Consider the following 23,541-nt stretch of genomic DNA (forward strand, 5'->3'; position numbering starts at 1 on the left):
ATGAGCGAGTACGGATTTTGGTCTCTATTGCCCCCCTTGGCTGCCATTGGATTGGCGTTAAGAACGAAGCAGGTTTTCCTTTCACTGACTCTCGGAATCTGGATCGGCTGGGTCATCATCAACGGAGGCAATATCCTATCAGGTTCATTTGATACGCTCAATGCTTTTGTGGCGGTATTCGAAGATGCCGGCAATACCAGGACGGTCATATTCACTTTGTTTATTGGTGCATTAATTGCACTAATTCAGAGGTCAGGCGGAGTAGCCGGGTTTATTTCTTTGGTGAAGACTAAATTGGAAAGTCAGGAGGCAAATAACAAAAATCGGAACAATCGCAGACTGGTCCAACTGTTTGCTTCGCTTACCGGAATCGTAATTTTTGTGGAGTCCAATATCTCAATACTTACGGTGGGGACACTTTACAGACCCATATTTGATAATCTGAAAATATCACGCGAGAAGCTGGCTTACCTGGCAGACTCAAGCTCTGCTCCTTCTTGTATCATATTTCCCTTCAATGCCTGGGGAGCTTATATCATGGGGCTTTTAGTTATGCAAGGTTTTGATAAACCTTTTGCGACCATGATGAGTGCGCTGCCCTACAATTTTTATCCCTTTCTGGCACTCGGAATTGTGGCATACATCATATATACCGGCAAAGATTTTGGGCCTATGAAAAAGGCTGAGCAACGAGCCGTTGAAGAAGGGAAGCTGATCGCAGATGGCGCTATTCCTATGATTTCTGATGAGGTATCCATGCTAGAAGCCAAACCAGGTATTGCTCATCGCAGCATCAATATGATTCTACCGATCGTTACTATGATCATCATGATGCCGATGATGCTTGTCTATACGGGTTGGAGTAGTTTGGATACTACCGATGGCAGTTTTATTGATCTGGCGTTTCAAGCCATGGGACAAGGTTCGGGCTCTACCTCCGTGTTGACCTCTGTGGCCACTGCCCTGGTGGTGGCTATTGGCTTGTACAAAGTTCAGGGCCTTTTGGGCATTAAAGAAATGGTGGATTTATCATTAAAGGGCATGTCTGGCATGGTTTCATTGGCCATTTTAATGGTTTTTGCTTTTGCCTTGGGAAGTCTGTGTAAGGAGTTGAAAACCGGACTTTACGTGGCCGAAATATCTAAGGCCTGGCTTTCGCCTAACCTGGTACCTGCCATTGTATTTTTGGTGAGTTGTTTTATTGCCTTTAGTACCGGAACCTCTTGGGGCACATTTGCCATTATGATTTCCATAGCGGTTCCAATGGCTCAATCGATGGGCACTGATCCTCATTTGGCGATTGCGGCAGCGATCGGCGGTGGCGTATTTGGAGATCACTGTTCCCCAATTTCTGACACTACCATTATTTCATCCATGGCCTCTGCCAGTGATCACGTTGACCATGTCAATACACAACTGCCTTATGCGCTGACTGCAGGTGGAGTTACCCTTTTGATGTATTTAGCTTTAGGGTTTTTGATGTGATAATTTCAAGAAAATCAACTCCAGCAGATATCGAGGGGATCCTTGCTCTTCAAGCACAAAATCTAGTGAGCGAACTTAGTGACGAACAAAAAGCAAACAACGGCTTTGTGACTACTCCATTTACTGAGGAATTACTGGAAGAAATTATTGGCTTAGGCTGGGCGTTCGTTACTGAAATAGAAAATCAAGTTGTGGCCTACCTTTTCGGTGGCCCCTGGCCCTTTTATGACAAATGGCCTATTTTCCCATATATGACTGCCAGGTTCCTGTCTTGGCAATTCAAAGGTTGGGAAATCACTACCGAGAATAGTTTTCAGTATGGTCCGGTTTGCATCGATGCTAACCATCGCGGTAAGAAAATCATCAATCACCTTTTCGAAGCCATGCGCATTGATTTCGTAAGCAAGTACCCATTAGCCGCCACTTTCATCAACCAGGCTAATCCCATTTCGACTAAAGCTCATTTAAAACTTGGATGGGAGATCGTTGACGAGTTTGAATACAACGAGAATCACTATTATGGTTTGGCTTACGACATGAGTGATGAGGTTCCTCATTTGCACGAATAATATTTTTTAATGCCGCTTCACTATCACTCGATCTACAATATCTTTTGCTGTTGTGATTTGACTTAGATTCGAATACAGTTTGCCATCTTGTCCCGAATGGTGACCATGTCCGATAAGTTTCATCAAAGAATAAGTGTCGTAAGATCCACTGAAGTGGAATAACTCCGACTGATAAATCAATGCCGGCTGACCTACCTGGCCCGATCCTGAATAGATTTTGTCGTCTGGAAATTGATTTCGATTGTAGTATTCATTCCAATCATAGGACTGATTCACCTCCATCATTATCCTGAAGCTACCCATATGCTCTGATTTCGCTCTCGACTTCACAATAAAGTTGTCCGTTGGTGTGGCGCCAGACACGCCATCCAAATCCAATGCTTTTTCTAGTGGAATATAGAAGCCGTCCAAGGCGCGAATGTTACGTTTGTGTGACCAATACGGCAATGCTTCGGGCCTCCGCTTGGATGATGGCGTCCAAACACCATCTATTTCGACGCCATAGTCGTAAACCCCTGAAGCTATCACTCGCGATACGTACAATGTTTCAAGATATTGACCTTTCGAGTCTTCCACCCATATCGCGAATAACGGATATTGGAAAGCTTCCCCTTTCTTTACCTCAATTTCAAGCCCACCAGCACCTGGTATGTCACTATTCAGTTGTATCATTTGATATTCAAAAGTAGCTTCGGTCTTGCCAGCTTTGGCATTCCTTAATTCATTACCCCAATTGTACAGCTCATTGATTACTGGCATATCCAGATAAGCTCCTAAGCCAATAAATGAAAGTAGAACGATCAAAATCAGGCTTTGATATTTAGCCAGGTGTTTACTGCGCTTACCCAACAGGTAGTTTTTTAGTGGCACTTTGTTGTTGACAATATGTAAGGCTATACTCAAAACAAACAAAAGTGCAAATAGGGTGTGTGTAGCTGCCATGCTCTTTTCGAATGAAAAGAAATACATCACCGCTCCCGAAGCGGCCAAAACAAGAAAAGTAAGGATTAGAAAATTACCAACAAGGCTTCGATTCATAACTTTTATATTAAAAATTCAAAGCTAAAATGAAGAACTAAGTCTGGCAATAAGGGGCAAATTTGCCTCTATACATTTTCCAATTTTTCTCCGAAATCACTCAAAATATTTACCACTTCCGCCAACTCTTTACCCAATAGCGTCATTGAATACTCAACACGTTTGGGGTACTCATGGTAATCTTTGCGCTCCACAAGACCGTCTTCCACCAATTCTCCCAGCTGCTGAGCCAGGGTTCTTTTCGAAGCTTCGTCATTCATTTTTTCCAGGTCTCTCAATCTTACAGTTCCCCGCAACAATTCACTGATTAGCGCAGGTTTCCATTTGCCTGAAATGGCATTCAACGTCCGCTCCAGCGGGCAGTCGCATTTAAGTGGTATTTTCCTTTCGTAGGTGCTCATAAGGTTTATTTAACTCTCCTCCAATTACGGCACCCATCTCTTAAGGTTCGACGGCCATTCAAAAAATGACTTTGGGGCGACCTTAACTTTTCATTAACAATTGATAAGATTTTATTAACAAAATAAGTGCCTGGTCGTGCCTTTATTTGAATTCATAACAATCACTAAACCAATGAAATTCAAATTTATTTTACTTTTAACTATTGCTGGTTATTTCTCAAATGCACAAAGCAACGCCCTAAGAATTCACTCCCAAATCAGGCTTCCGCAGGACAGCGTGGAAAGTCAAAAGCTGATTACCGCACTCAATGAATTCCTCGATGCTGCATCCGAACCGAATGAAGAGAACTCCTGGATACTTGAAACGCAAATAATTGAAACCTATATATTATTAGATGAATTTAAAGACATTAAAAAAAGCAGGGAATTCAGTGACGACACCTTCTACAAACCATACCTGAACAATGTCATTGAACTGAAAAACAACCAATACCTGATTCAACTGTCATATATCGGCGTAGACAATAGCGAGAGTCATTTGAGGGCCAGCTTTGAGTTGATTGCACACCAGGTAAATGACTCCTTTCGATTTTCATCGCCCCTCTTGAGAAATACTGAACATTGGCAAAAGGCCCAGATTGGTAACAATATCTTTCGTTATGAAAAAAGTATCAATATGGACAATGTCGAGACCTTTAGTGCACTGGCTGATACTTTTGATAAGAAATTAAAAGTAGATAACCAGATATCTGAATTCTACTGTACAGAGAACCTACCGGCTCTGTTGAATTTGATTGGTGTACAGTACAGATCGGACTACAACGGGCGGACTCAAGCGAATTTCAGTACCACCTACGAAGGGAAAAAGCTCATTGTCCTGGGCAACGACAATGCTGCCTTCGATAATCTGGACCCACACGACTTATGGCATGATCGGCTGAGTCTGGTCATTTCCAGGCGAAAAGTCAACAAACCCGTCGATGAGGCCTGCGCATATTTATATGGTGGCAGTTGGGGATTAAGTTGGCATGAAATATTCAATATATTTTTAGAAAAAGTGGCAAGCAATAAAAAAACCGATTGGACCGAGATTAAAGAAAACCCCTTGAATTTTGGAGAAAATCGTGCTACGCATCTCATGGCCGACTATGTAGTCAATGCACTGATCGTACAGAAAATTGAAAAGGAAAAGGGTTTCGATGGCGTATGGGAGTTTTTGAATTGTGGGCCATACCAGAAGGGCAATGATAATTATCATCAATCGCTGGAAAGACTGACTGGTATTACAAAGAAAAAGTACAATAAAGCAGTTTGGGAGCTGATTGAGAAGGAAAAGGCAAGTACCAAAAAATCTTAAACTACATAATTACCAATTTTGTCTGAGTATCGAAAGGCGAGGTAATATTTATTTAAACGATGGGAAACAATAGGTCACTAACTAATTGCCTTTTAGGCGCATCCACAATCTGGATAGCATTTTTTTTCCGTCGCGCTTATTTTTTGGCACTTCTATGAATGTCGCATGGTTTGAATCATCTACTTCAATCTTGTACTTAAACACAAAACCCTGAGCGTTTGGCTCCAGGCTTAATAGCCCAAATCGTAAATCGTTAAAATACAGCTGTCCATCCTCAGTGCTTATGGTGTACCATCCTTCAGTTATGGAAATCATTCGCTGCACTTGTTCGCTTTCCTTGAAGTCACCCAACAGGTCATGATTTTTAGGGTAGGACTCAAAAGTGATGGGATTTGAATCAAAAAAAGAATAGTGGCCTAATAAATAAGCATTTTCAGTTTCCACATTGGCACTCCAAAGTATAGTATTCATGGGTGAAGGACGGGTATCTAATTGTGTATAGTCAATATTTTGCGTTTTCAACGTGGATTCAAATTGCGCAAAGGCAGTCCATTTTAAAAAAAAGGTGAGTAACAAATAAGAGGAGCTCACATACAAACCCATTCGGTTATAAAATTGACGCTTCACAGTCGTCCGTTTTTGCCGCATCGCTAGGATTAAAAACACTAAAAAAGGCAAGGTATATAGCGGATCAATGACAAATATGGTCTTAAATGCTAGCCGCAGATCTAAAGGCCAAAACAACTGAGTGCCCCAAGTCGTATGCGCGTCCAGGACGGGATGTGTAACAAAAGCCCAGAAAAACAGCCAAGACCAACTTTTGAAGTCCTTTAAAGTTTCAAAGCGAGAAACCAGCCACCCAAAAATGGGAGCAAACAGTATCGAAAAAATAATAGAATGGGTAAATCCTCGATGAAAAGCAAGTGCTGTTACTGTATCTGTAAAGTGAGAAGCCAGCACGTCTAAATCCGGAATCGTGCCTGCAACGGCACCATAGAACATAGCCTTATTTCCTACTTTTTTTCCTAAAACAGCTTCACCAACAGCCGCACCTAAAACAATTTGTGTAACAGAATCCATGTAATTTTTAAAAACCTATGCTGGTCTAAGTCCTTCCGGACACAAGTTTGTTACTTGCACCTTTTTATTTCACCCCGCTCTCCAACAACTTCAATGTTGCTCTTTCCACATCCAGCTGAGCCCTGACACCAATGGGCAAGGTGGCATTGTCATCGATATGACCAATGGGTAGTCCATATAATACAGGCATTTCCAACTCTCCAAAACGATCTCTCAAAACATTTTCTAAACTGGTAGATAGCGCAAAATCCGGGTCTTCCGGTTTAGTCTCGCAACCATTAAACACTCCCATCGCAATCCCCTTGGCCTTATCCAGTTTTCTGGAATTAAGCAGTTGCGTAAGCATCCGATCAACACGATAAGGAGACTCACCTACATCTTCTATGAAGACAATCTTATCGGTAAAATCAATATCATACGGCGTCCCCATAAGGGAACACATCAAACTTAGATTACCACCAACTAAGGCCCCCTCTGCCTGGCCGCCTACCAATGGTAAGGTTTGGTATGCAAGATCTTCTTTCTCTCTCCAATCTTTTGGAACTTCAAACTTCATTCCTGCGCGTCCTTTCACCAAAACTTGTTCAAATCCTTTAGTTGTAAACTCAGAATATTCAGAAGCTCCGACTGGACCGTGGAAACAGACCAATCCCGTTTTTTTATGAATGCCGTATAGTAAGGCTGTGATATCGCTATAACCCACTAGGACTTTCGGATTACTTTTGATCAAATCATAATTGATATCTGGCAACAAACGCCCGGAACCATATCCACCCCTTGCGCATACAATTCCATTGATGGTTTCGTCTTCAAACATCTCGTGCAAATCCTCTAGGCGCTGCTTATCAGTACCGGCAAGAAATCCTTTACGAACGCTCATGTTCTCAGTAAACCTTACCTTAAAACCCATGGATTCCAGATTATTTACTGCTTTTTCAAAGGCCTGTCTCGAAACTGCGCTGCCTGGCGTAATTAATCCAATGGTATCCCCTTTTCTGAGTGCCTTTGGCTTAATAATATCTGCCTCCGCGGTATTGTGTGCACCAGCTGCGTTCATAGTAAGCATGGTAGTTGCCGATACTACAGCAGATTTCTTTACAAAACTTCTTCTGTCCATGGAATCGAAAATAGGTAATTAGACAGGGAAATCAGTTTTGAACAGCATAAATATTAGCATATACATTTGATCTAATCCAGTAATGGGGCCACGACTTTCGTATTTATATACAATTTGCGATACTCCTTTGGGCTTACTCCAGTGATGGATTTAAACCTTCTATTGAAATGAGAGATGTTATTGTAACCGACTTCGTAGCAAATTTCAATTACATTCTTATTGGTTTCTAAAAGCAATTCTGAAGCGACCGACACTCTATACTCATTCAAAATTTCAGAAAAGGTTTTAAATAATTTTTCTTTCAAAAACCGACAGGTGTAAGTGACCGACAATGATAGCTCTTCCGCCACTTGTTCGATGGATATTTGATTGCGGTAGTTTGTTTCTATCGTCTGATATACCTTTTTTATTCGCTGGCTTTCTCTATCACCTACGGTGCAACTTGCAGCAGTAGTGTTGAGCAGTTGGTAGGAGTCAGTGTTTGACAGAATACTCAAAACAGTCAAAAGCATTTGGAACCTTTGGAAACCGACAGATTTTGTCATTTTTAATAAAATCTGCCCTACCTCCTCTTTTATTTCATTGGAATAGGAAACTCCATAAGGTGAGATCTTTTTGAATTTATGAATAGCCCTTAACTCAGGTATATTGAAGATATCCTGATTCATAAACGATTGACTAATCTGCACGGCAACGGTAGTATAGGGTTCACTACCTCCTGTGCCAAATCTATAATGCGGCACAAATGGTCCTATGGCGATCAAATCTCCATCACTGAATACTGAAGCATGATTTCCAACCTGCCTTCTCCCAACTCCATTGGAAATATATGCGATTTCATACTCTGGATGAAAATGCCAATGAGGATTACTACAGAGTTCATTTTCAGAAAAGGTGAGCAACTTAAATGAGCTGCCACTATCCGGTATTACTTTTTCAAATACCCCAGCTTCCAACATATTATTATAATATTTAAAACAAAAGCTAATATAGTGTCAGTTTTTAAAAATCCAATAGTGGTTCAAGCTGGTTTTTTAGATCAGATTTGCTTCAACATTTAATTTTAAACAGTAAGAAAATGCAATCGCTCGAATTATGGTTTGGATATTTAGCTGTAGGCTTAACAATATCCAGTTTTGTTCCTCAGGTTTGGCGTTCTATTCGAACACGTTCCGTTAGGGATTTGTCCATTTGGACATTGATCATTTTTGTCTGTTCGTCCAGTTGCTGGCTGACCTATGGCATACTCATTCAAGATGTACCGATCATCTTGACCAATACGATTATTGTGATTCTTCAAATCACTCTACTCTATTTGAAAATTCAGTACCGTCCTGGAAAAGTAAATACGAGAATCGAACATGTAGCCTTTTGGGTAAAAAACCTTGAGCACATGGCAGATTTCTACGCCTCTCACTTTAGTGCCACTAAAGGCTCATTGTACACTAACCCATCAAAGAGGTTTAGTTCATATTTTCTTTCTTTTAAAAATTCGGACACAAGGATAGAACTCATGCATAATCCGGAGATAGGAAAAAATCAAAATAGCAAAGACCCTACATACGGACTGACCCATCTGGCGCTTTCCGTGGGATCTACAAAACAGGTCGAGGCATTAACCGAAAAGTGTAGAATCAGTGGGCTTAAAGTAATAACCAAACCTAGAACAACTGGTGACGGATATTATGAAAGTGTGATTCTGGACCCAGAAGGCAACTGCATTGAATTGACAGCATGAAGACTAAGGACAAAATAATTTTTGATATCGGAGGTGTACTTATCGGTTGGAATCCCAAGATAGTGTATGACCATATGTTTGATAGTAAAGATCAGCAAAATTGGTTTTTTCAAAACGTGTGTACACCTGAATGGAATAGAAAGCAGGACGCAGGTCGAACACATGAAGAAGCGACCGATGAGTTGCTTCACAAATTTCCTGAATGGGAAAGGCAAATTCGTGCATACTATGACAGGTGGCCAGAAATGGTCACGGGTGAAATTTCAGAATCTGTAGATATTTTAGAAAACCTGAAAGCCAAAAACCACCAACTCTACGCGTTAACCAATTGGTCTGCTCAGTCATTTGCTGTGATTCGGGAAACTTATGATTTTTTCAATCTGTTTGACGGTATTGTGGTTTCTGCACATGAAAGACAAACCAAACCTGACGAAGGTATTTACTTTACGCTTTTGTCCCGATACAGTCTTGATCCTGAAAGTTGTATTTTCATTGATGATACGAAGAAGAACATAGACACTGCTCACAAGCTGTCTATGAAAACCATACATTTCGTTTCGTCAGAGCAAATGAAAACTGACCTTGAAAATTATGGCGTTTTATAGCATCGTTAATTAAGCGATCTCATTAATTAAAAACATTTCACTTCAGCTAAAGCAGCGAATTGCAATCCGTCAAAAGCCGACTTTGCAATGACTTTGAAGTATCTAAAAGTATTGGGTTCGACTAGTTCAATATGTTGATAGGTATTAATTTCCTGAAGCACATAATCGCCCTGGCTTTGCCAGGCCATATTATCTATGCTTGTCTGAATTTCAACATCCTTGATCTTTCTTGAACCGTCCCGTTGTAAAAAGGAAAATCCATTAATTACTAGTTCCTCATTCATATCAACTACCAATTCATGTGGATATTCAGTGGCATCAACTGTCCAGCGTGAATGCCAGAAAGTGGAAGGATCATCATCAATTACATTATTGGCAAGACTTGAGTTGGACTCCTCCTGAGAGCTGAAAGAAACAATACTCCAATTACCTACTTCAAGATTTACTCTATCTTCGTTATTTATATTGATATCTATGATTGGCACTCCATTTGAAAATTCGTAGCTGAAAGTTTTTGTTGTCCTTTCCCCATTCTCATGGTTAAACAATAGCCTTAGGATATATGGCACATCTCCTCTTTTAAACAACTCGCTTATTGGCATAGATATACTAAACTCATTGCCTGTAACTGGTACAGCCCAGGTTACTGCGTCATAATTGGTGTTGGCACCAGTACCGTCATCCGAGGCATCATTGTAAAAGCCAATGTAATTAACTTTTGCTTCAGTTTGAAAGGTTCCGGACGCCTTGATCTCTCCATTTTCAAAGAATGCCTTGAAAGTTTTTATTTCAACGGAGGCTCCTGTGTAAAAAACATCGGTGCTAGTATTAAAGACCTGATTGTTATTCAGAATTGCACAACTGGCCTCAGTAATAAAAGTAGGTGAACTCCCATAAGTTGTATTACCAGCTCCCATCAGTGCCGTTCCTTTGTTCACATTACCCAAGTCCGAGCTCCTTTCTTTGTTGTGAGGAAGATTGAGCCCGTGCCCCAGCTCATGCATCAGTCCTCCTATCCATTTACTTGCATCTGTACCTTTTTTGGAGGATTCTCCAAAGTATTGAATATCCATATCCGGAAAGTCCAAAGCAAAGCACCATTTGCCCAGGCCATAAAAAGGAACAACCTGAGCATTGTCCTGGTTGCTTACCGGAATAATTACAATGTAATGGTCGCTTTCACTTTCTCCCGGATTTGCAGCAAAGTACTCTTCAATTTCAGTTTGTGCTGTTGCTCCACCACCGTTATATGGGTAGCTACTTGTAGGGTTCTTAGCATTCAAATAAGTTATTTTCACCCTTTGATGGGCTTCATCTACCTGCATGTTAAAGGTCTTGTCGCCAAAACCATTAGCTCTCATATTTTCCTTATAAAAATTTTGACCATGAAGAAAAATTTCACTCAATCTTTTGTGAGAATCCTTATGGTCTTTTTGATCTGTAGGGATAAAATAGATAATGTTTAAATTATATTTTGCCTCTGAGGTATAATTGAAAACTATCTCTTCATTCATTTCTTCCTCTGCTACCTCTTCCATTTCATCTGACGAACAAGCCGTCATCGCCAGCAACAAAAAAAGTGTACCTAGTCTGCCGTTACTTATTACAAAATCTCTCCTCATGCCTAAAATTTTAATTACTTTTAGCAAAAGTAATTTGTGCATGCACCAGCCATGTGGAAATTTTGGTCGACTAATGGGTTATTTTTAATCAAAGGAATGTTTGATTAAAATACTACCGATCAAACTTTATCATAAACTGGATCGAAAACACAGACAAGAATTTTTGTTTGTTTACACTACGACTCATATCAAACTGCAAGAGAAGCTTGTTAACCAAAAGGTATTTAGCGTAAATCATTGCAAAAAAAAAGAGGATATCAATTGCTTAATACCCTCTTTTACCTAACCATTTGATTCAACTAACTAATCAAAATGAATTTCTATCGTACCACGACTGATATTTCCGTCTGCATCCGTAGCCGTAACAATCAAATAAAGATGTTCTCCGGTTTCTAATTCATCCAGTTCGGCTTGACTAACCACTATAGATTCATTGGCAAGGAGTTCAGCAAGAGACACTGATGCCTGACCTTCAACCTCGAATTCCTTTTCAAAAATTTCTTCTTCTCTTGTTCTGCCATGGCTATGCCCATCGCCTGATTCTGCTTCCAAATGACCGACCACAACCAATACATGATCAAGAGTGCCTGATTCGTCTTCCACTTTTCCATAGATACTTAGACTTTGATCAACCACACCTTCCAGTTCAGAAATTTTCGTCCCCCCTTGATCGGTAAAATCAACATGTGCCATGGTTTGATTAGTCAACCAGATCTCAATTTCCACACTGGAAGCATCTTCAAAAGAAGTAGCGTTTCCTGCAGCATCAATCGCCTGCATAATGAAATGATAGGGCCCTGCTGTACTTGTGGCATCAACAGATATTTCCTGCGTGACGTGAGCCGATGTACCTTCCACGGTAAAACTCTGATCGTAGTTGAAGTTTGCTAGTGTTCTGCCATGAGAATGACTATCGAAGTTGTCATGAACGGTGATACTATATGTTGCCAAATTGATATCATCGGTAAGATCGCAATGCACATCGAGTGTTCCTCCTGCAGCAAAGGATTCGCCTGCTACGGGATCCTCAAGTGTGATGGTTGGGGCGGTCGTGTCTACAGAGTCATCATCATCACAGGAATATACAAATGGTAAGGCCAGAGCAGCCATGATCCAAACTTTTGTCTTTTTCATTTTAGTTTTTATTTAATGCAATAATGTTGCAATTATAAAACTAATGTTACTGAATTGCAAAAGGAATTCGTAAAGAAATCACAAAATTCCTTCCCTGCTCCGGCAGATTCAGCAGTCTGTAGCGGCTGAGATGGTTGAAGTAATTGCTATTCAAAAGGTTTTGTGCAGAAAATGTAGCTTGAATCGTTGTATTGCTGCCTATACTGAAATCAAATCCCGTATTTACCCCTAATAACCAATATCCCGGTGTGGTTCTCTCATTGCGATCGACTCGATTCTGATCAAAAACCCGTTTTACATTTGCACCCAGATGAACGCCTTCAATCCAACCTTTTTCAATATCAAACCCATACTCTAGCTCAGTATAGAGAGATCCTGGCGGTGTGAAAGGGAGGGGCAGTTTGGTATCTAGGTTGTAATTATATACATATTCATATGCCGCACGCCAATGCAATTTTTCCAATGGATGGTACTCTATGGCAATCTCAGTACCGGAAAAGATGGCATCATGTTGCAAATACTGGTAAATCTGACCGCTTTCCGCCGGTACAAAGGGATTAAAGCCTGAGGAAAATTCACTGGTTGAAGACAGATAAATAAAATTTTTGAAGTAGGAAGCAAAGGGTGTAATTACAAAACTAAAATCCTTACGTTGATAGTTGAAGACAAAGTCCATTTGCAACCCTCTTTCAGTAGTAAGTGTACTATTTCCTAACTCATAGCGAAAAGTTCCATGGTGAAGTCCGTTGATGGACAATTCATTGGCAGTCGGTACGCGATAGCTTGTTCCCAGATTAATCTTTGCGTTCAAATTTTCATTCGGGTAGTATGACAGTCCCAATGCGCCTGAAAAATTGTAATAGTTACGATCAATATTTCCGTTATACTGAAAAAAATTCTCTTCATCAGATTCGCTATAAGCACTTATGTCTCTATTAGCCAAATCAAACCTTAGCCCTCCGGTAGCTGTGAATTTATTGGCCCAGCTATATTCTTCATAAACAAACAAACCCAAATTGGCACTGCTAAACTCAGGTAAGAGAAAAGCAAACCCATCCCAGTTGTGCCATTGATACTGACTCTGAAAACCTATGACTCTCATATGATCTTCCGAAGAATGCCAAAAGTACCTAGCATTTGCCGTCAATGTCTGTAAATCTAAACCATGTTCGAGTGAACCATCAGGCCCTATCTGACGACCATGTGCTGTTGGGTCAGAATGTTCTTCTCTTTTGTTTCGCTGATAACCCAGATCAACCTCAACCCATCTTTGACCCACTAGTATATTGGAGTTAGAAATGATCTTTAAATGTTTGGTTTCCTGTCGCGGGATATCGATATTTCCATAAGACCCGTCATGTGTCAGTTGAAAAGATCTAGGAATTCCTACGGCTCCAACGAACAATCCTGCTTTCTGATGAAAATTACTCACAGTAATTGTCGAATAACCCCAATTCTTTTTTATACCGGTCATCAACGAGAAATTTCTTTCATTGCCTGCCGTATTTTTCAACCGATCATTATAAATAGGAAGAAGATATCCATTGTAGGTAAAGTCAGAAGCAGGGACTTCGTAATCCTCAAAGTCTTGCGTGCTAAATCTTCCTCTATATACCCAGTCTTTTACTTTGCCCTGAACTACCGTAGAAGTACCTATCAAATTATTATTTGACTTATAAATGCCCTGAACATTCCCTTCAATCATTTGGTTCTGCGGAACGCTTGGAGGGAAAACATTAATGATCCCGCCCAAACCATCTGAGCCATACATAAGAGATCCGGGGCCTTTTATCACTTCCACTCTACCGGGCTCAAACATATCCATCTCCAACCCGTGATCTGTACCCCACTGCTGCCCTTCTTGCTTGATTCCTTTGTCATTTACAATTACACGATTAAAACTCATACCACGAATTACTGGCTTGGATATACCAACACCAGTATTAATTGCACTTACTCCAGGTATATTTTCGATCGAATTGACAAATGTCCCCTTCCTGTTCTTTGCCAAGTATTCAGCGTCAAGTATTTCCATGGGAAGCGTCTGTTCTTTTGGACCTACCTTGTAATGGTTCGATTCAACTACTATTTCGCTTAATTCAAGTATAGTTGGTTCAAGTCTGACTTCTAATTTTTTCGTGTCAGGACCGGTAATTTTTATCAATGTCTGAGCCTTGTACCCCAGGGAGCTGATGTGCATGTGATAGGTCGCAGGTCTAATATTTTCAAAACGAAATTTTCCCTCCAAATCAGTCAGTTGGCTTCGATTCAACTCATGTATGCTTACAACGGCTCCCGGAAGAGGCTCGTTCGTCTCCGCATCATGTACAAAGCCAAAAAGTTGTGATTGTGCAACAGCAGATAAGCTTATCAGCATACCTACCATCAAACCAAAAAGTCCTTTCATTATTTAAGCCTCGACGTTACAGGTTCCGCAAATTCCATTGACGATGACATCAATAGCTTCCATTTGGTATCTATTAGGTAGTTGGACGACAGGTAATTCAAGAGATTCCTCAATACACTCCAATTGGCCACAAGAAGTGCATTTGAAATGCACATGGTCATGTTGATGCTCACTGGGGCTGCAAGTGTCAAAACAAAGGCCATAACACGCAATGCCGTTATCATTAGGAATCTTATGTAGCACCCCACTATCAATAAAGCTATGTAGGGTGCGGTATAACGTCACACGGTCATATGCGGAAAGCTCTTCTTCCAAATCCTTTTGAGATAAAGCACGCTGCTCATTGATAAACAAATCCAGTACATCCAGACGGCAATCAGTAATTCTCATGCCATGTCTTTTTAGTATTTCCTTTCGGCCTTTCGTTTCCATAAGTGCAAAAGTAGCCATTTTGCAACTTTATTGCATAAAATAAGTAGAAAAGTTCTCACTACTTTAACTCCTCAAAAAGCTTCTTTGGATAATCTGTAAATACGGCCTCCACTCCTTGATTATAAAGGCTGAGTGCTTGCTCTAAAGTTTCAACGGTTTTCACTTTTTCTCCTTCATGTATCCATGCCCAAATGGCTCGTTTTCTTTTTAGCACGTGGTTCACTACTCGAGATGTAAGTACTCTGATACTTCCATAAGTCTGAGGAATCATCAAATAGTCTGATTGGAGAGGAAAAAGAAAATCCAGAAATACAAAACTGCTGTAAATGAGTTTTTTGGCCTCCTTGGATGCTGCACTGTATTTCCATCCAGGTTTTCTGATTTTGAATTCGGAGATGATCTTATCATTTGCACTGACTATTGTAGGAGGTTGATCTATCGGACTAGCCTCAATAATTGAAATGACTTTACTAATGATAAGGGGATTGGGACTATGTATGTCGAATACAAATTCCGCTTTTGGGAATTTTTTCACTACTTCTATCAAGGTAGGTGCCCGCAACGGAGAGTCTCTGAAGAGGTATTCATCATCTAACCTAAAGGTATGACCCACGTTTAAAGTTCTTAATTCAGAAAGGGTAAGATCTGCTATTTTAAAATCTTCTCCTGTGATGCGCTTTGTATTTGCATCATGAAAAAGCACCACCTCACCATCTTTGGTTAACTGTAAGTCCATTTCAATAGGCCATTCAGGGTTCACACGCAGGCAATGTTCAATACCCAAAATAGTGTTCTCAGGGTTCTCCCCTCCTCCACATCGATAGCAAATTACTTTCATGATCATAAGACATGAAATAGACGACCTACACTCATTATCAATCCATATTTATAATTATTCTCATTAAACAAACTTCCATTTACCTACCAATGAATGAAATTTTTAGTTAAATAATTTAGTTTTATAACTAAATATTTAGTTATACATTTGAATTGGAAATTATGATCACATAAACTGACATGTAAAATAATCTCACTGGCAAGTGAAGATTAAATCATGGAAGTTTCCGCTTCGGTGCTGACCAGCCAGTCGGACCAATCCTGGCGGAGAACTGCTGATCGCTAAAAGTAAATCATAGCAGATGAAGGAATTAACTAAGGCTGAGGAACAAGTAATGAAGGTACTATGGCAAATAGAGCGCGGTGTCGTCCACGACATCATTGCTAAATTGCCTGAACCAAAACCAGCCTACAACACTGTATCGACCATCGTACGGATATTAGAAACCAAAAAATTCATAGATCACAAAGCCTATGGCAAGACCTATGAATACTTCCCTATTGTTGCCAAAAAAGCGTATTCAAAGTTCTATTTGTCCAATTTCATGGATGGCTATTTCGGAGGTTCGTTTAAAAATCTGGTGTCCTTCTTCGCTGAAGAAAACGATCTGAACGTCAACGAACTGAATGAACTGATTGAAATAGCCAAAAAAGACTCAAACGATAAAAATCATGAATAGCATATTTAACTATTTCTTCGAATCAGGCATCACCATTTCGGTGGCCGCCATATTCTTTTTGTTGGTTCTGAATAAAGAGAAGTCCTTCTTGTTCAACCGGTTTTACCTGCTCGGTAGTGTGTTGCTTTCTCTCATTATTCCGCTCCTTCATTTCGATCTAGGAAATATTCCGCCAAATCTCGTGGCAGGAACAATTTTGCTAGATACAGTCGAATTAGCTGGTATGGAGGCTAATGATCAGTTCTTATTTTCCTTTGAATTTTGGATAGGGTGCTATTCAGTCTTCGCACTACTCCTTTTGGCCCGAATCATTTATAAAGTAACTGCTTTGACAAGATTGGCGCACACGTCTAACAATTCTAACCATTCTCAGTCTAAAGAACTCACTAACAGCAATGAGGCATTCACCTTCCTGAATTCAGTCTACGTGGGTGATCAAATTTCGTCTGAAGAAAAAGAAATCATTCTATCACATGAGCATGTTCATGCCAGAGAAAAGCACTCCTACGATATACTATTTTTCGAGATTGTGTGTGCCATTTTTTGGATCAATCCTATTTATCTCATGATCAAGAAACTTGCTCGGGTCAATCACGAATATCTGGCTGATGCCCATGCCGTAAATCAATATAACAAGGACAGTTATGTCCGTACCCTAGCTGTACACACCATAAAGAGACAGGGATTTGCTCTTGCTCATCAATTTTACAATTCGTCTACATTAAAAAGAATTAAAATGATAAATCAACAAAACAATCAAATTATGAAAATCAAACAGATAACCCCTTTTGCTCTGGGACTGGCAATAGTCATGGTTTTTGGATGTGAAGATGCAACAGAACAACTTAGCAGCATGAATGATCAGGAAACGATCGCCGCCATTACCAAAGTACAAACATCAGCTGTCAAGGAAGTAGAAGGCATGAAAGGCGTTTATGACATGGTCGAAAAACAACCTGGCCCTGAAGGTGGAATGACGGTATTTTATCAGTGGGTGGCGGAGAACATGAAATACCCGACACAGGCAAGAAAAGCCGGTGTAGAGGGGCGTGTTTTTGTCCAATTCATCGTAGATAAAGCCGGCGAGATTACAGCAGTAAAATCCATCAAAGGCATTGGAGCCGGATGCGATGCTGAAGCCGTTAGAGTTATGAAAAGTGCTGCTAGATGGACCCCCGGTCTAGTAGATGGGAAGCCAGTTTCAGTTCGAATGATTATGCCAATCTCTTTCAAATTAACAAGCAGTTGATCCCAAAGCCAAAAAGTGAAGTTAGTACAGCCCAGGTTTTAATATGACCTGGGCTACTCTGTTCACTACTACTTTCGTCATTCACGGCTATCGACTGGCTCTGTTACATTTCAATCTTTCTCCTTGTTTGTTTTTGATCTATTCGTATTATCATTGGGTTCGTGAAAGGACTTAAGGTAATTTTTTGGGTAGTAGTGTTATTGCTAATGAGTAAATCTTTAATTATCTCATGGTTCAATCTACCTTCTATGCAATCAGTTGAGGACTGCCCCGAGTTCAGCCAGCGGACAATCTACACCGTCCATCATCAGAGAGACTGGACAGACACTAAAAATGTGTCAGATTTTTGTCTATCCTATAAAATGGAAAGCGGCACGTTAGAACAAGCGAGAGATTATAAAAATCAAATATCTAACCCAAAGGCAGAATCATATCCTGAATTTTGGGGTAAACTTTATGGAATGCTTGCTGCGGCAGACCAGGATCAAATAAAGGTATTGGTGGATTCTTTAGATCAAATAGCACAAGCAGAAGAACTTGATTACGTTGAATTCGCTCATGCTGTAGTCAAATTAGTCCAGGACATTCCCTACCAGTACATTATATCGAATAAATGCACAAGTGATTATTCTGATTATCCTTGTTTTGGAAATCAGCGGTATGGCATTACAACGCCAGTGGAATTTCTCTATACGCTAAGGGGGGACTGCGATTCGAGGACCGTACTGCTCTATACCATTCTAAGTCAATATAATTACGATCCGGTGATCTTAATCAGTAAAGAGTATCGACACTCCATGTTGGCACTAGATATTCCTGCTACTGGCGAATACCTTAAAATCAAGGGAAAAAAATATTACTTTTGGGAGACTACCAGTACCGGTTGGGAACCCGGCATTATTCCTCCTGGAATGGACAATAAAGAATATTGGAATATCGCACTAAAACATGAACTCTAGCATCTTTCTTCTAGGTATCATCGAGATACTATCGGCCGTCAGTATGGGTCTGATTATATTATCAACCACCTACAAAATCCTAAAATGGTATGGCAAGTGGAGATTTGATATCGGCCATAACAATGTAGCCTATAGTATATTTATCGCCAGCGTATTATTTGGCATGGGACTGATGGTCAGCGGTACCATCGAACCTATAGTGTCATCCTTTCGATTACTTTCAAATACCGAAAGAAGTACTTCCGTCCTCATCTTGACATTTTTGCTTCGAGGTGGCCTCTATATTATCATAGCCTATAGTGCCGGGCTAGCCATCAGTTTGGTCGGTATAATTATTTATTCAAAACTAACTCCGATAGATGAATTTGTTGAAATGAAAAACAACAACATAGGTGTGGCAATCATTTCAGGAGCCATAATCATCACTCTTATTCTTTTGACTAAAGATGGTGTCGCATTAGTGATTGAATCCCTGATTCCTTATCCTGAGTTGCCACCTAGATAAATCAAACGACAACGTTTGCTGAGGTCTCAGACCATTAGCAACACCAATTATGAGACTATTTCATACTGCCCATCCAACACCTTTACATTAAAGGGCATGTATTGGAAGTTAGTAATTTGAACTTTATTGGGTCCGAACCTTTTTTTAAGCTCTACCACAGAATATGAATTCCTTTTGGAACATATGTCGTGATACAGTTGGTGGATCTGAGGTTTTAGACTTCCAGATTTTATCCCATCGACCTGTACGATTACCTCTCGAAGATCCTTACCGAATCCCTTTCCATGAAAATGAAAATGGGCTCGTTCCACATCACTTCTCGCATACTTTGCATACGCTTCTTGATCAATTAAAAAATCCTCTAATCCTTGTTCCCTATTCCACAAGCTTAACTGATCTACCATATAGTGAAGAGTCATCTGAGCTATTTCGCCTTCCCTGTAGCTTCCTCCCAAATCCGAATGCACGCCGGGAAACCATACTTCATGAGTAATACCTGCTTTGTGATTCATCAAAGAAGGTTTGAAGGCCTTTCTGGTTTCATCTATACCTACAAGATGTACTGCACGTCTAATGTTGGATGCAATATGTTGATCTGTGAATAGGTCTTTTTTCCTTAGTCCAAACGTACTAAGAATGTTATTGAAAAGCCCCAAGGCACTTACGGTATCCCACACTCCTAAAAATTCAATGTCTACTGCTTTAGGTTTACCAGCACCAAAGACTACTCCAGCGATACGTTGCTCAATCACTTTCGTCTCCTTGTTCTCCTTAGGTTCAAGTGTAATCTCAATACTTGACGGTATCCCATCATTTTTGATTTTGGTTGCAAGAATACGGGCCGCAGCAGCTCCTCTGCTAAATCCGAAAATGTATATTCTGTCTCCGTTTTGCCAGTCCTGCACCAGGCGAGCGTAAGCTCGCTCTACAATGCTACCAACCCCTTTTCCGTCTGCACCCTTCCATTTATTACCAATCCAGCCATTATCGTTGTCATTACCCACACCTCTATGATATCGAACAACCTGCTTATTCAAATCATTCTTAAAGATCCTAAAGAGGTGAACAATATTGGTCACCAATCCATCACCCTTCTCCCCTGTCTCATCATTCCAGGTGCCATCCAGCAAGATGATGTGTTTCCGTGCAATTGGAATAGCATCATGATCTTTATCATAATGCTGAACAAATGTTGTTTTTGCCATGAGGTTAGTATTTTGGTTTATTTAAGATTTTGTTGGTCAAGAAACAATAGGGTATCGGCGAAGATATTTTTACCAATCAGTTGGTCCATCTCCTTTGCTCTCCATTTCACTTCATAGAAGTCCTCTTCATCGTTTGTGAAGATTGGCGTAATTCCTAACTCCGCTAATTGCTCGTTATTAGGATATCTTATAAGAATTTTTTCTTGATTGGTTACCCCCATTAAAAAAAGTTCCCACCATTGATTGTCATTTTTTACATTCAGTACAAACTGTTCTCCTACAGATCGCAAAACTGCTTTTCGTCCCAATTGTGCCTCAAGTATTTCACGGGTGGTATAATAAATAGAATCATTCCTTATTTCATATGGATACCCTATTCCGATTATTCGTTGCTGAATTGAATCATAAGGGTAAGCCTTGTTGTCGTTAAAAATAGCATACTGCGTAGTATCTCTGGTCGAATATGGAATCGATATTTTCTTATACTCTATATTGGCAAAATAAAATTTACCAACAATCAGCGAGTCGCTCCCGTCTGTCCATACGCCACGAAAAGCTTCTGGAAAAGCATAAATATTTTTTGAATCTATTGGCTGTGGTCTGTCAAAATAGTGCTGACTGCATGACAGCAACAGACCGACAAATATCATTTGAACGAATTTTGGAAAACAATGACCAAAGGTCTTTCTTAAGGTTTGCACAACGTTAGGTTTGAAAGTCGAAAAGGAAAAATGCAATAGTCTTACAGACCAGCATCGGAGAAAGTTAAAAAAACTACCAGACACTCGCAATGTTACCTTGACGGAATTAACATTTCAACAATTTCATAATTCCCATTTCGATAGGCCGTCACCAAGAGTTTAGTTCCATCAGGAGACCAGTTTGGTAAGGTATCACCATCATCGTTAAATGTTATTCTTTTAGCGTTTGAGCCATCTGCTTGCATGATGTGGATTTCCGGTCTACTGCCTTCCATGGATTGTGCATAAGCAATCTGCATTCCGTTGGGAGACCAGGACGGGCAAAAGTTATGTTTAGGCCAATTAGTCAATCGCTTTTTGCCCGTTCCATCAATATAGATTGTATAAATTTCATCGTCTTGATTCCCAGTTTCATGACGGGAGAAAAAAAGGATTTTTTTACTGTCTGGCGACCACCTTGGATAAAAGGATCTGAAGCCGTAGTCTGCCAACTCTACCTTGACCTTTCCAAGTAAATCTATAATAACCAGTCTGGACGAATCTCCTTGAAATTTCTCTGAGTATGCAATTGAAAATCCATCAGGAGAATAATGCGCAAAAATGGGTTCAGTCTTGGCTACAGGTATTTGAATCGCTTTTACCTTATCATTAAATAGATTTGCCGTGTACAGCTGAAATTTACCAGATCGATTGGACTCAAAAAGAATCTCATCTCCATTGGGATGCCAGCTGGGTCTTCTATCTTCAGATGAGTCTCTGGTAATTTGCCGAACCATAGTACCATCGGTATTCATCACGTACAGATCCCAATCTCCGCTTCTATTCGATTCAAAGAGAATCTGGCTGCCATCCGGAGAATAACTGGCATAACGATCATTGGAAGGATGATTGGTTAGATTTGTCTCACTTGGACCTTGAAAGCCATTAAGTAGAGTTACATATAGTAGCAGTCTGATCATTTCGAAATAACATAAACTAAATCGGTTATTGAAAGTTAGCTATAATTAACCAACGACCTATTTTGGTTTATGAATTGCAGACCATAAATAACAAAAAGCCACTCGCAACTAAGCAAATGGCTTTCTAAAAATGGATCGCTTTTGCCAATCCATCAGCGCGTTTTTTACATGGCCTTTTCCTTTACGGTCTCCAGATCGGCAAACATATCATCCATGCCCTTTTTAATCATTTCTAACACGTTAGTCTTATATTTTTCCTTGTCACCGATATAGTTCCACATATTAGCACTCGAATTGAGTACATCAATTTCCTTTTGCTCGACGTCTGAATAAAAGTCTTCGACCCCCTTGGCGTTATTACTTCCAATATAGCCTCCCACTTTACCTTTTTGCCAGGTGGTGGCAGTCATTACATTAGCAGCCGTCAATTGTGGAAATGTCTTAACTGAAGCCGTACTTCCCAGAGCAGCTGATTTGAAAGTAATAAAGTTAATAGTAGACGAGAATCCGGTGTTGAACCCACTAAATTTAGCATCATAACACAGTCCGTGTGCACAGTTTCCTGCAAGAGCGAGTGGCCCGGAACCTGAATATGGAATATTCTCTCCTTCTGGCCAGGCCATTAGGTTATGATTCTTTTTTGTGTGATTGTTTTCTGTACCTCCGATTCGAAGTGTAGACTTTCCTTTTTTCGCTGCCTTACTGTATTTTTTTGAGGCTTCTATTACAGCTTTGGTGGGAGACGCCACATCTACTCCTCGTTTTTTCCATTGCTCCTTAAAATAGGCATAGGCCTCATTGACAATTTCCTGTGCCAGCGGCTCATCAATTTGCGTCAAATCAGCCCGAATGCCAACCTGTGCACCACCACCACCCTGGTCTTCACCAAATCCATATAGAATCAGGTTGATTGAAAAGTTGTCAAGCACCATTTTATTTGTTTCTACCAAAAGGAGTTTGTTTTTACCCATTATGGTATTCTTTGTCTTTCCCATTTCTACCTGAGAAAATAGCGGAGTGATGACTCCACCGATTAAAATCGTTGCGATAGCAAATTGTCGTTTCATGGCTTCTGTTTTTAGATGGTTTCCTTTATAATTTTTTTATGCATTTTTATTGGTTCTGAGGCCCTGCCGGATTCGGTTTGTGACTTGTCAATCATCAATTCTTTTATAATTTATGCAAAGCGACTTTACTCTTTGATTTTCACAATAATCTATGAACTACTTTTGAAGTAAGGTAGATAAAGTTGTAAGCTGAAAACATCCGTATTAGTAGGTATTTTGATGTACATTGAACAAAAAAAACCCCGTCGGAATCCGACGGGGTTTCAATTAATGTTTATTTCAAATAGCCCATAGTAGGTTATCCGAGATATCAAATTTATTTGTATGGCAGAGACCTGGCACCTAGCAACAGCTTATTTTTTGTAAAAAGCCCGATGAATTCCTTTGATTCATA

General features: G+C 40.2%; 23 protein-coding genes. 9 read left to right on the plus strand and 14 right to left on the minus strand.

The annotated features are described in order from the left end of the window. Both ABJD64_RS17425 and ABJD64_RS17430 read left to right on the plus strand, forming a co-directional pair. Positions 1-1,485 carry a Na+/H+ antiporter NhaC family protein gene (locus tag ABJD64_RS17425; RefSeq protein ID WP_348181635.1) on the plus strand — a complete coding sequence of 495 codons (1,485 nt, stop codon included), beginning with the start codon at positions 1-3 and terminating at the stop codon, positions 1,483-1,485. 65 nt (positions 1,486-1,550) lie between these two features. Next, positions 1,551-2,054, plus strand: coding sequence for a GNAT family acetyltransferase (locus ABJD64_RS17430; RefSeq protein ID WP_348181636.1), 504 nt, complete (start codon positions 1,551-1,553; stop codon positions 2,052-2,054). 6 nt (positions 2,055-2,060) lie between these two features. On the opposite strand, the gene ABJD64_RS17435 is transcribed toward ABJD64_RS17430, so the two are convergent. Together ABJD64_RS17435 and ABJD64_RS17440 are read right to left on the minus strand one after the other, a co-directional pair. Next, on the minus strand, positions 2,061-3,092 hold the full coding sequence (locus tag ABJD64_RS17435; RefSeq protein ID WP_348181637.1) for a hypothetical protein: 1,032 nt from the start codon (positions 3,090-3,092) through the stop codon (positions 2,061-2,063). A 68-nt stretch (positions 3,093-3,160) separates the two neighbouring features. Next, positions 3,161-3,493 carry a helix-turn-helix domain-containing protein gene (locus ABJD64_RS17440; RefSeq protein WP_348181638.1) on the minus strand — a complete coding sequence of 111 codons (333 nt, stop codon included), beginning with the start codon at positions 3,491-3,493 and terminating at the stop codon, positions 3,161-3,163. Between the two features lie 172 nt (positions 3,494-3,665). On the opposite strand from ABJD64_RS17440, the gene ABJD64_RS17445 reads away from it, so the two are divergent. Then, the gene (locus ABJD64_RS17445; protein ID WP_348181639.1) at positions 3,666-4,850 is read left to right on the plus strand and encodes a hypothetical protein; all 1,185 of its coding nucleotides are present in this window, start codon (positions 3,666-3,668) and stop codon (positions 4,848-4,850) included. 81 nt (positions 4,851-4,931) lie between these two features. On the opposite strand, the gene ABJD64_RS17450 is transcribed toward ABJD64_RS17445, so the two are convergent. From ABJD64_RS17450 to ABJD64_RS17460, 3 genes are all read right to left on the minus strand, one after another. Then, positions 4,932-5,930, minus strand: a complete 999-nt coding sequence (locus ABJD64_RS17450; RefSeq protein WP_348181640.1) for a metal-dependent hydrolase — start codon at positions 5,928-5,930, stop codon at positions 4,932-4,934. A 64-nt stretch (positions 5,931-5,994) separates the two neighbouring features. Further along, positions 5,995-7,047, minus strand: coding sequence for an LD-carboxypeptidase (locus ABJD64_RS17455; RefSeq protein WP_348181641.1), 1,053 nt, complete (start codon positions 7,045-7,047; stop codon positions 5,995-5,997). A gap of 71 nt (positions 7,048-7,118) precedes the next feature. After that, on the minus strand, positions 7,119-8,006 hold the full coding sequence (locus ABJD64_RS17460) for an AraC family transcriptional regulator (protein WP_348181642.1): 888 nt from the start codon (positions 8,004-8,006) through the stop codon (positions 7,119-7,121). Positions 8,007-8,125: 119 nt separating this feature from the next. Between ABJD64_RS17460 and ABJD64_RS17465 the strand changes: the two genes are divergently transcribed. Then, positions 8,126-8,785: a SemiSWEET transporter gene (locus ABJD64_RS17465; RefSeq protein WP_348181643.1), complete on the plus strand. Its 660-nt coding sequence runs from the start codon at positions 8,126-8,128 to the stop codon at positions 8,783-8,785. After that, the gene (locus ABJD64_RS17470; protein WP_348181644.1) at positions 8,782-9,390 is read left to right on the plus strand and encodes an HAD family phosphatase; all 609 of its coding nucleotides are present in this window, start codon (positions 8,782-8,784) and stop codon (positions 9,388-9,390) included. Before ABJD64_RS17465 ends, ABJD64_RS17470 begins: the two co-directional genes overlap by 4 nt. A 26-nt stretch (positions 9,391-9,416) precedes the next feature. Here ABJD64_RS17470 and ABJD64_RS17475 read toward each other — a convergent pair whose 3' ends face one another. The 5 genes from ABJD64_RS17475 to ABJD64_RS17495 form a co-directional block, all read right to left on the minus strand. Next, positions 9,417-11,012 (minus strand): discoidin domain-containing protein, encoded by a 1,596-nt coding sequence (locus ABJD64_RS17475; RefSeq protein WP_348181645.1) that lies wholly within the window; start codon positions 11,010-11,012, stop codon positions 9,417-9,419. 303 nt (positions 11,013-11,315) lie between these two features. Then, positions 11,316-12,146 (minus strand): DUF4625 domain-containing protein, encoded by an 831-nt coding sequence (locus tag ABJD64_RS17480; protein ID WP_348181646.1) that lies wholly within the window; start codon positions 12,144-12,146, stop codon positions 11,316-11,318. Between the two features lie 46 nt (positions 12,147-12,192). Then, positions 12,193-14,553: a TonB-dependent receptor gene (locus ABJD64_RS17485; protein WP_348181647.1), complete on the minus strand. Its 2,361-nt coding sequence runs from the start codon at positions 14,551-14,553 to the stop codon at positions 12,193-12,195. Between the two features lie 3 nt (positions 14,554-14,556). After that, a complete protein-coding gene (locus ABJD64_RS17490) occupies positions 14,557-15,003 on the minus strand; it encodes a transcriptional repressor (RefSeq protein WP_348181648.1) in 447 nt (148 codons plus the stop codon). 40 nt (positions 15,004-15,043) lie between these two features. After that, positions 15,044-15,823: a glycerophosphodiester phosphodiesterase family protein gene (locus tag ABJD64_RS17495; RefSeq protein WP_348181649.1), complete on the minus strand. Its 780-nt coding sequence runs from the start codon at positions 15,821-15,823 to the stop codon at positions 15,044-15,046. 301 nt (positions 15,824-16,124) lie between these two features. Between ABJD64_RS17495 and ABJD64_RS17500 the strand changes: the two genes are divergently transcribed. The 4 genes from ABJD64_RS17500 (at position 16,125) to ABJD64_RS17515 (ending at position 19,215) form a co-directional block, all read left to right on the plus strand. Beyond that, positions 16,125-16,502 (plus strand): BlaI/MecI/CopY family transcriptional regulator, encoded by a 378-nt coding sequence (locus ABJD64_RS17500; protein ID WP_348181650.1) that lies wholly within the window; start codon positions 16,125-16,127, stop codon positions 16,500-16,502. Beyond that, positions 16,495-17,751, plus strand: coding sequence for a M56 family metallopeptidase (locus ABJD64_RS17505; RefSeq protein ID WP_348181651.1), 1,257 nt, complete (start codon positions 16,495-16,497; stop codon positions 17,749-17,751). The genes ABJD64_RS17500 and ABJD64_RS17505 overlap by 8 nt, the downstream gene beginning before the upstream one ends. 248 nt (positions 17,752-17,999) lie before the next feature. Beyond that, entirely contained in the window at positions 18,000-18,710 is a 711-nt protein-coding gene (locus tag ABJD64_RS17510; protein ID WP_348181652.1) for a hypothetical protein, read from the plus strand. Further along, a complete protein-coding gene (locus tag ABJD64_RS17515; RefSeq protein ID WP_348181653.1) occupies positions 18,700-19,215 on the plus strand; it encodes a DUF350 domain-containing protein in 516 nt (171 codons plus the stop codon). Before ABJD64_RS17510 ends, ABJD64_RS17515 begins: the two co-directional genes overlap by 11 nt. A gap of 47 nt (positions 19,216-19,262) precedes the next feature. Here the strand turns inward: ABJD64_RS17515 and ABJD64_RS17520 are convergent, their stop codons facing one another. From ABJD64_RS17520 to ABJD64_RS17535, 4 genes are all read right to left on the minus strand, one after another. After that, positions 19,263-20,420, minus strand: a complete 1,158-nt coding sequence (locus tag ABJD64_RS17520) for a DUF2235 domain-containing protein (RefSeq protein WP_348181654.1) — start codon at positions 20,418-20,420, stop codon at positions 19,263-19,265. A gap of 17 nt (positions 20,421-20,437) precedes the next feature. Further along, positions 20,438-21,070: a hypothetical protein gene (locus tag ABJD64_RS17525; RefSeq protein WP_348181655.1), complete on the minus strand. Its 633-nt coding sequence runs from the start codon at positions 21,068-21,070 to the stop codon at positions 20,438-20,440. A gap of 143 nt (positions 21,071-21,213) precedes the next feature. Continuing rightward, positions 21,214-22,080 carry a hypothetical protein gene (locus ABJD64_RS17530; protein WP_348181656.1) on the minus strand — a complete coding sequence of 289 codons (867 nt, stop codon included), beginning with the start codon at positions 22,078-22,080 and terminating at the stop codon, positions 21,214-21,216. A 164-nt stretch (positions 22,081-22,244) separates the two neighbouring features. Further along, a complete protein-coding gene (locus ABJD64_RS17535; protein ID WP_348181657.1) occupies positions 22,245-23,147 on the minus strand; it encodes a hypothetical protein in 903 nt (300 codons plus the stop codon). Positions 23,148-23,541 lie beyond the last annotated feature (394 nt).

Origin of the sequence: Reichenbachiella sp. (assembly GCF_039944555.1) — a bacterium.
Taxonomy (GTDB): Bacteria; Bacteroidota; Bacteroidia; order Cytophagales; family Cyclobacteriaceae; genus Reichenbachiella.

Bases quoted from the DNA above. Each gene is read 5' to 3' on its own strand.
- ABJD64_RS17425 (WP_348181635.1), top strand. From the start codon at position 1: ATGAGCGAGTACGGATTTTGGTCTCTATTGCCCCCCTTGGCTGCCATT.
- ABJD64_RS17435 (WP_348181637.1), bottom strand. From the start codon at position 3,092: ATGAATCGAAGCCTTGTTGGTAATTTTCTAATCCTTACTTTTCTTGTT.
- ABJD64_RS17440 (WP_348181638.1), bottom strand. From the start codon at position 3,493: ATGAGCACCTACGAAAGGAAAATACCACTTAAATGCGACTGCCCGCTG.
- ABJD64_RS17445 (WP_348181639.1), top strand. From the start codon at position 3,666: ATGAAATTCAAATTTATTTTACTTTTAACTATTGCTGGTTATTTCTCA.
- ABJD64_RS17450 (WP_348181640.1), bottom strand. From the start codon at position 5,930: ATGGATTCTGTTACACAAATTGTTTTAGGTGCGGCTGTTGGTGAAGCT.
- ABJD64_RS17455 (WP_348181641.1), bottom strand. From the start codon at position 7,047: ATGGACAGAAGAAGTTTTGTAAAGAAATCTGCTGTAGTATCGGCAACT.
- ABJD64_RS17460 (WP_348181642.1), bottom strand. From the start codon at position 8,006: ATGTTGGAAGCTGGGGTATTTGAAAAAGTAATACCGGATAGTGGCAGC.
- ABJD64_RS17465 (WP_348181643.1), top strand. From the start codon at position 8,126: ATGCAATCGCTCGAATTATGGTTTGGATATTTAGCTGTAGGCTTAACA.
- ABJD64_RS17470 (WP_348181644.1), top strand. From the start codon at position 8,782: ATGAAGACTAAGGACAAAATAATTTTTGATATCGGAGGTGTACTTATC.
- ABJD64_RS17475 (WP_348181645.1), bottom strand. From the start codon at position 11,012: ATGAGGAGAGATTTTGTAATAAGTAACGGCAGACTAGGTACACTTTTT.
- ABJD64_RS17480 (WP_348181646.1), bottom strand. From the start codon at position 12,146: ATGAAAAAGACAAAAGTTTGGATCATGGCTGCTCTGGCCTTACCATTT.
- ABJD64_RS17485 (WP_348181647.1), bottom strand. From the start codon at position 14,553: ATGAAAGGACTTTTTGGTTTGATGGTAGGTATGCTGATAAGCTTATCT.
- ABJD64_RS17490 (WP_348181648.1), bottom strand. From the start codon at position 15,003: ATGGCTACTTTTGCACTTATGGAAACGAAAGGCCGAAAGGAAATACTA.
- ABJD64_RS17495 (WP_348181649.1), bottom strand. From the start codon at position 15,823: ATGAAAGTAATTTGCTATCGATGTGGAGGAGGGGAGAACCCTGAGAAC.
- ABJD64_RS17500 (WP_348181650.1), top strand. From the start codon at position 16,125: ATGAAGGAATTAACTAAGGCTGAGGAACAAGTAATGAAGGTACTATGG.
- ABJD64_RS17505 (WP_348181651.1), top strand. From the start codon at position 16,495: ATGAATAGCATATTTAACTATTTCTTCGAATCAGGCATCACCATTTCG.
- ABJD64_RS17510 (WP_348181652.1), top strand. From the start codon at position 18,000: ATGCAATCAGTTGAGGACTGCCCCGAGTTCAGCCAGCGGACAATCTAC.
- ABJD64_RS17515 (WP_348181653.1), top strand. From the start codon at position 18,700: ATGAACTCTAGCATCTTTCTTCTAGGTATCATCGAGATACTATCGGCC.
- ABJD64_RS17520 (WP_348181654.1), bottom strand. From the start codon at position 20,420: ATGGCAAAAACAACATTTGTTCAGCATTATGATAAAGATCATGATGCT.
- ABJD64_RS17525 (WP_348181655.1), bottom strand. From the start codon at position 21,070: ATGATATTTGTCGGTCTGTTGCTGTCATGCAGTCAGCACTATTTTGAC.
- ABJD64_RS17530 (WP_348181656.1), bottom strand. From the start codon at position 22,080: ATGATCAGACTGCTACTATATGTAACTCTACTTAATGGCTTTCAAGGT.
- ABJD64_RS17535 (WP_348181657.1), bottom strand. From the start codon at position 23,147: ATGAAACGACAATTTGCTATCGCAACGATTTTAATCGGTGGAGTCATC.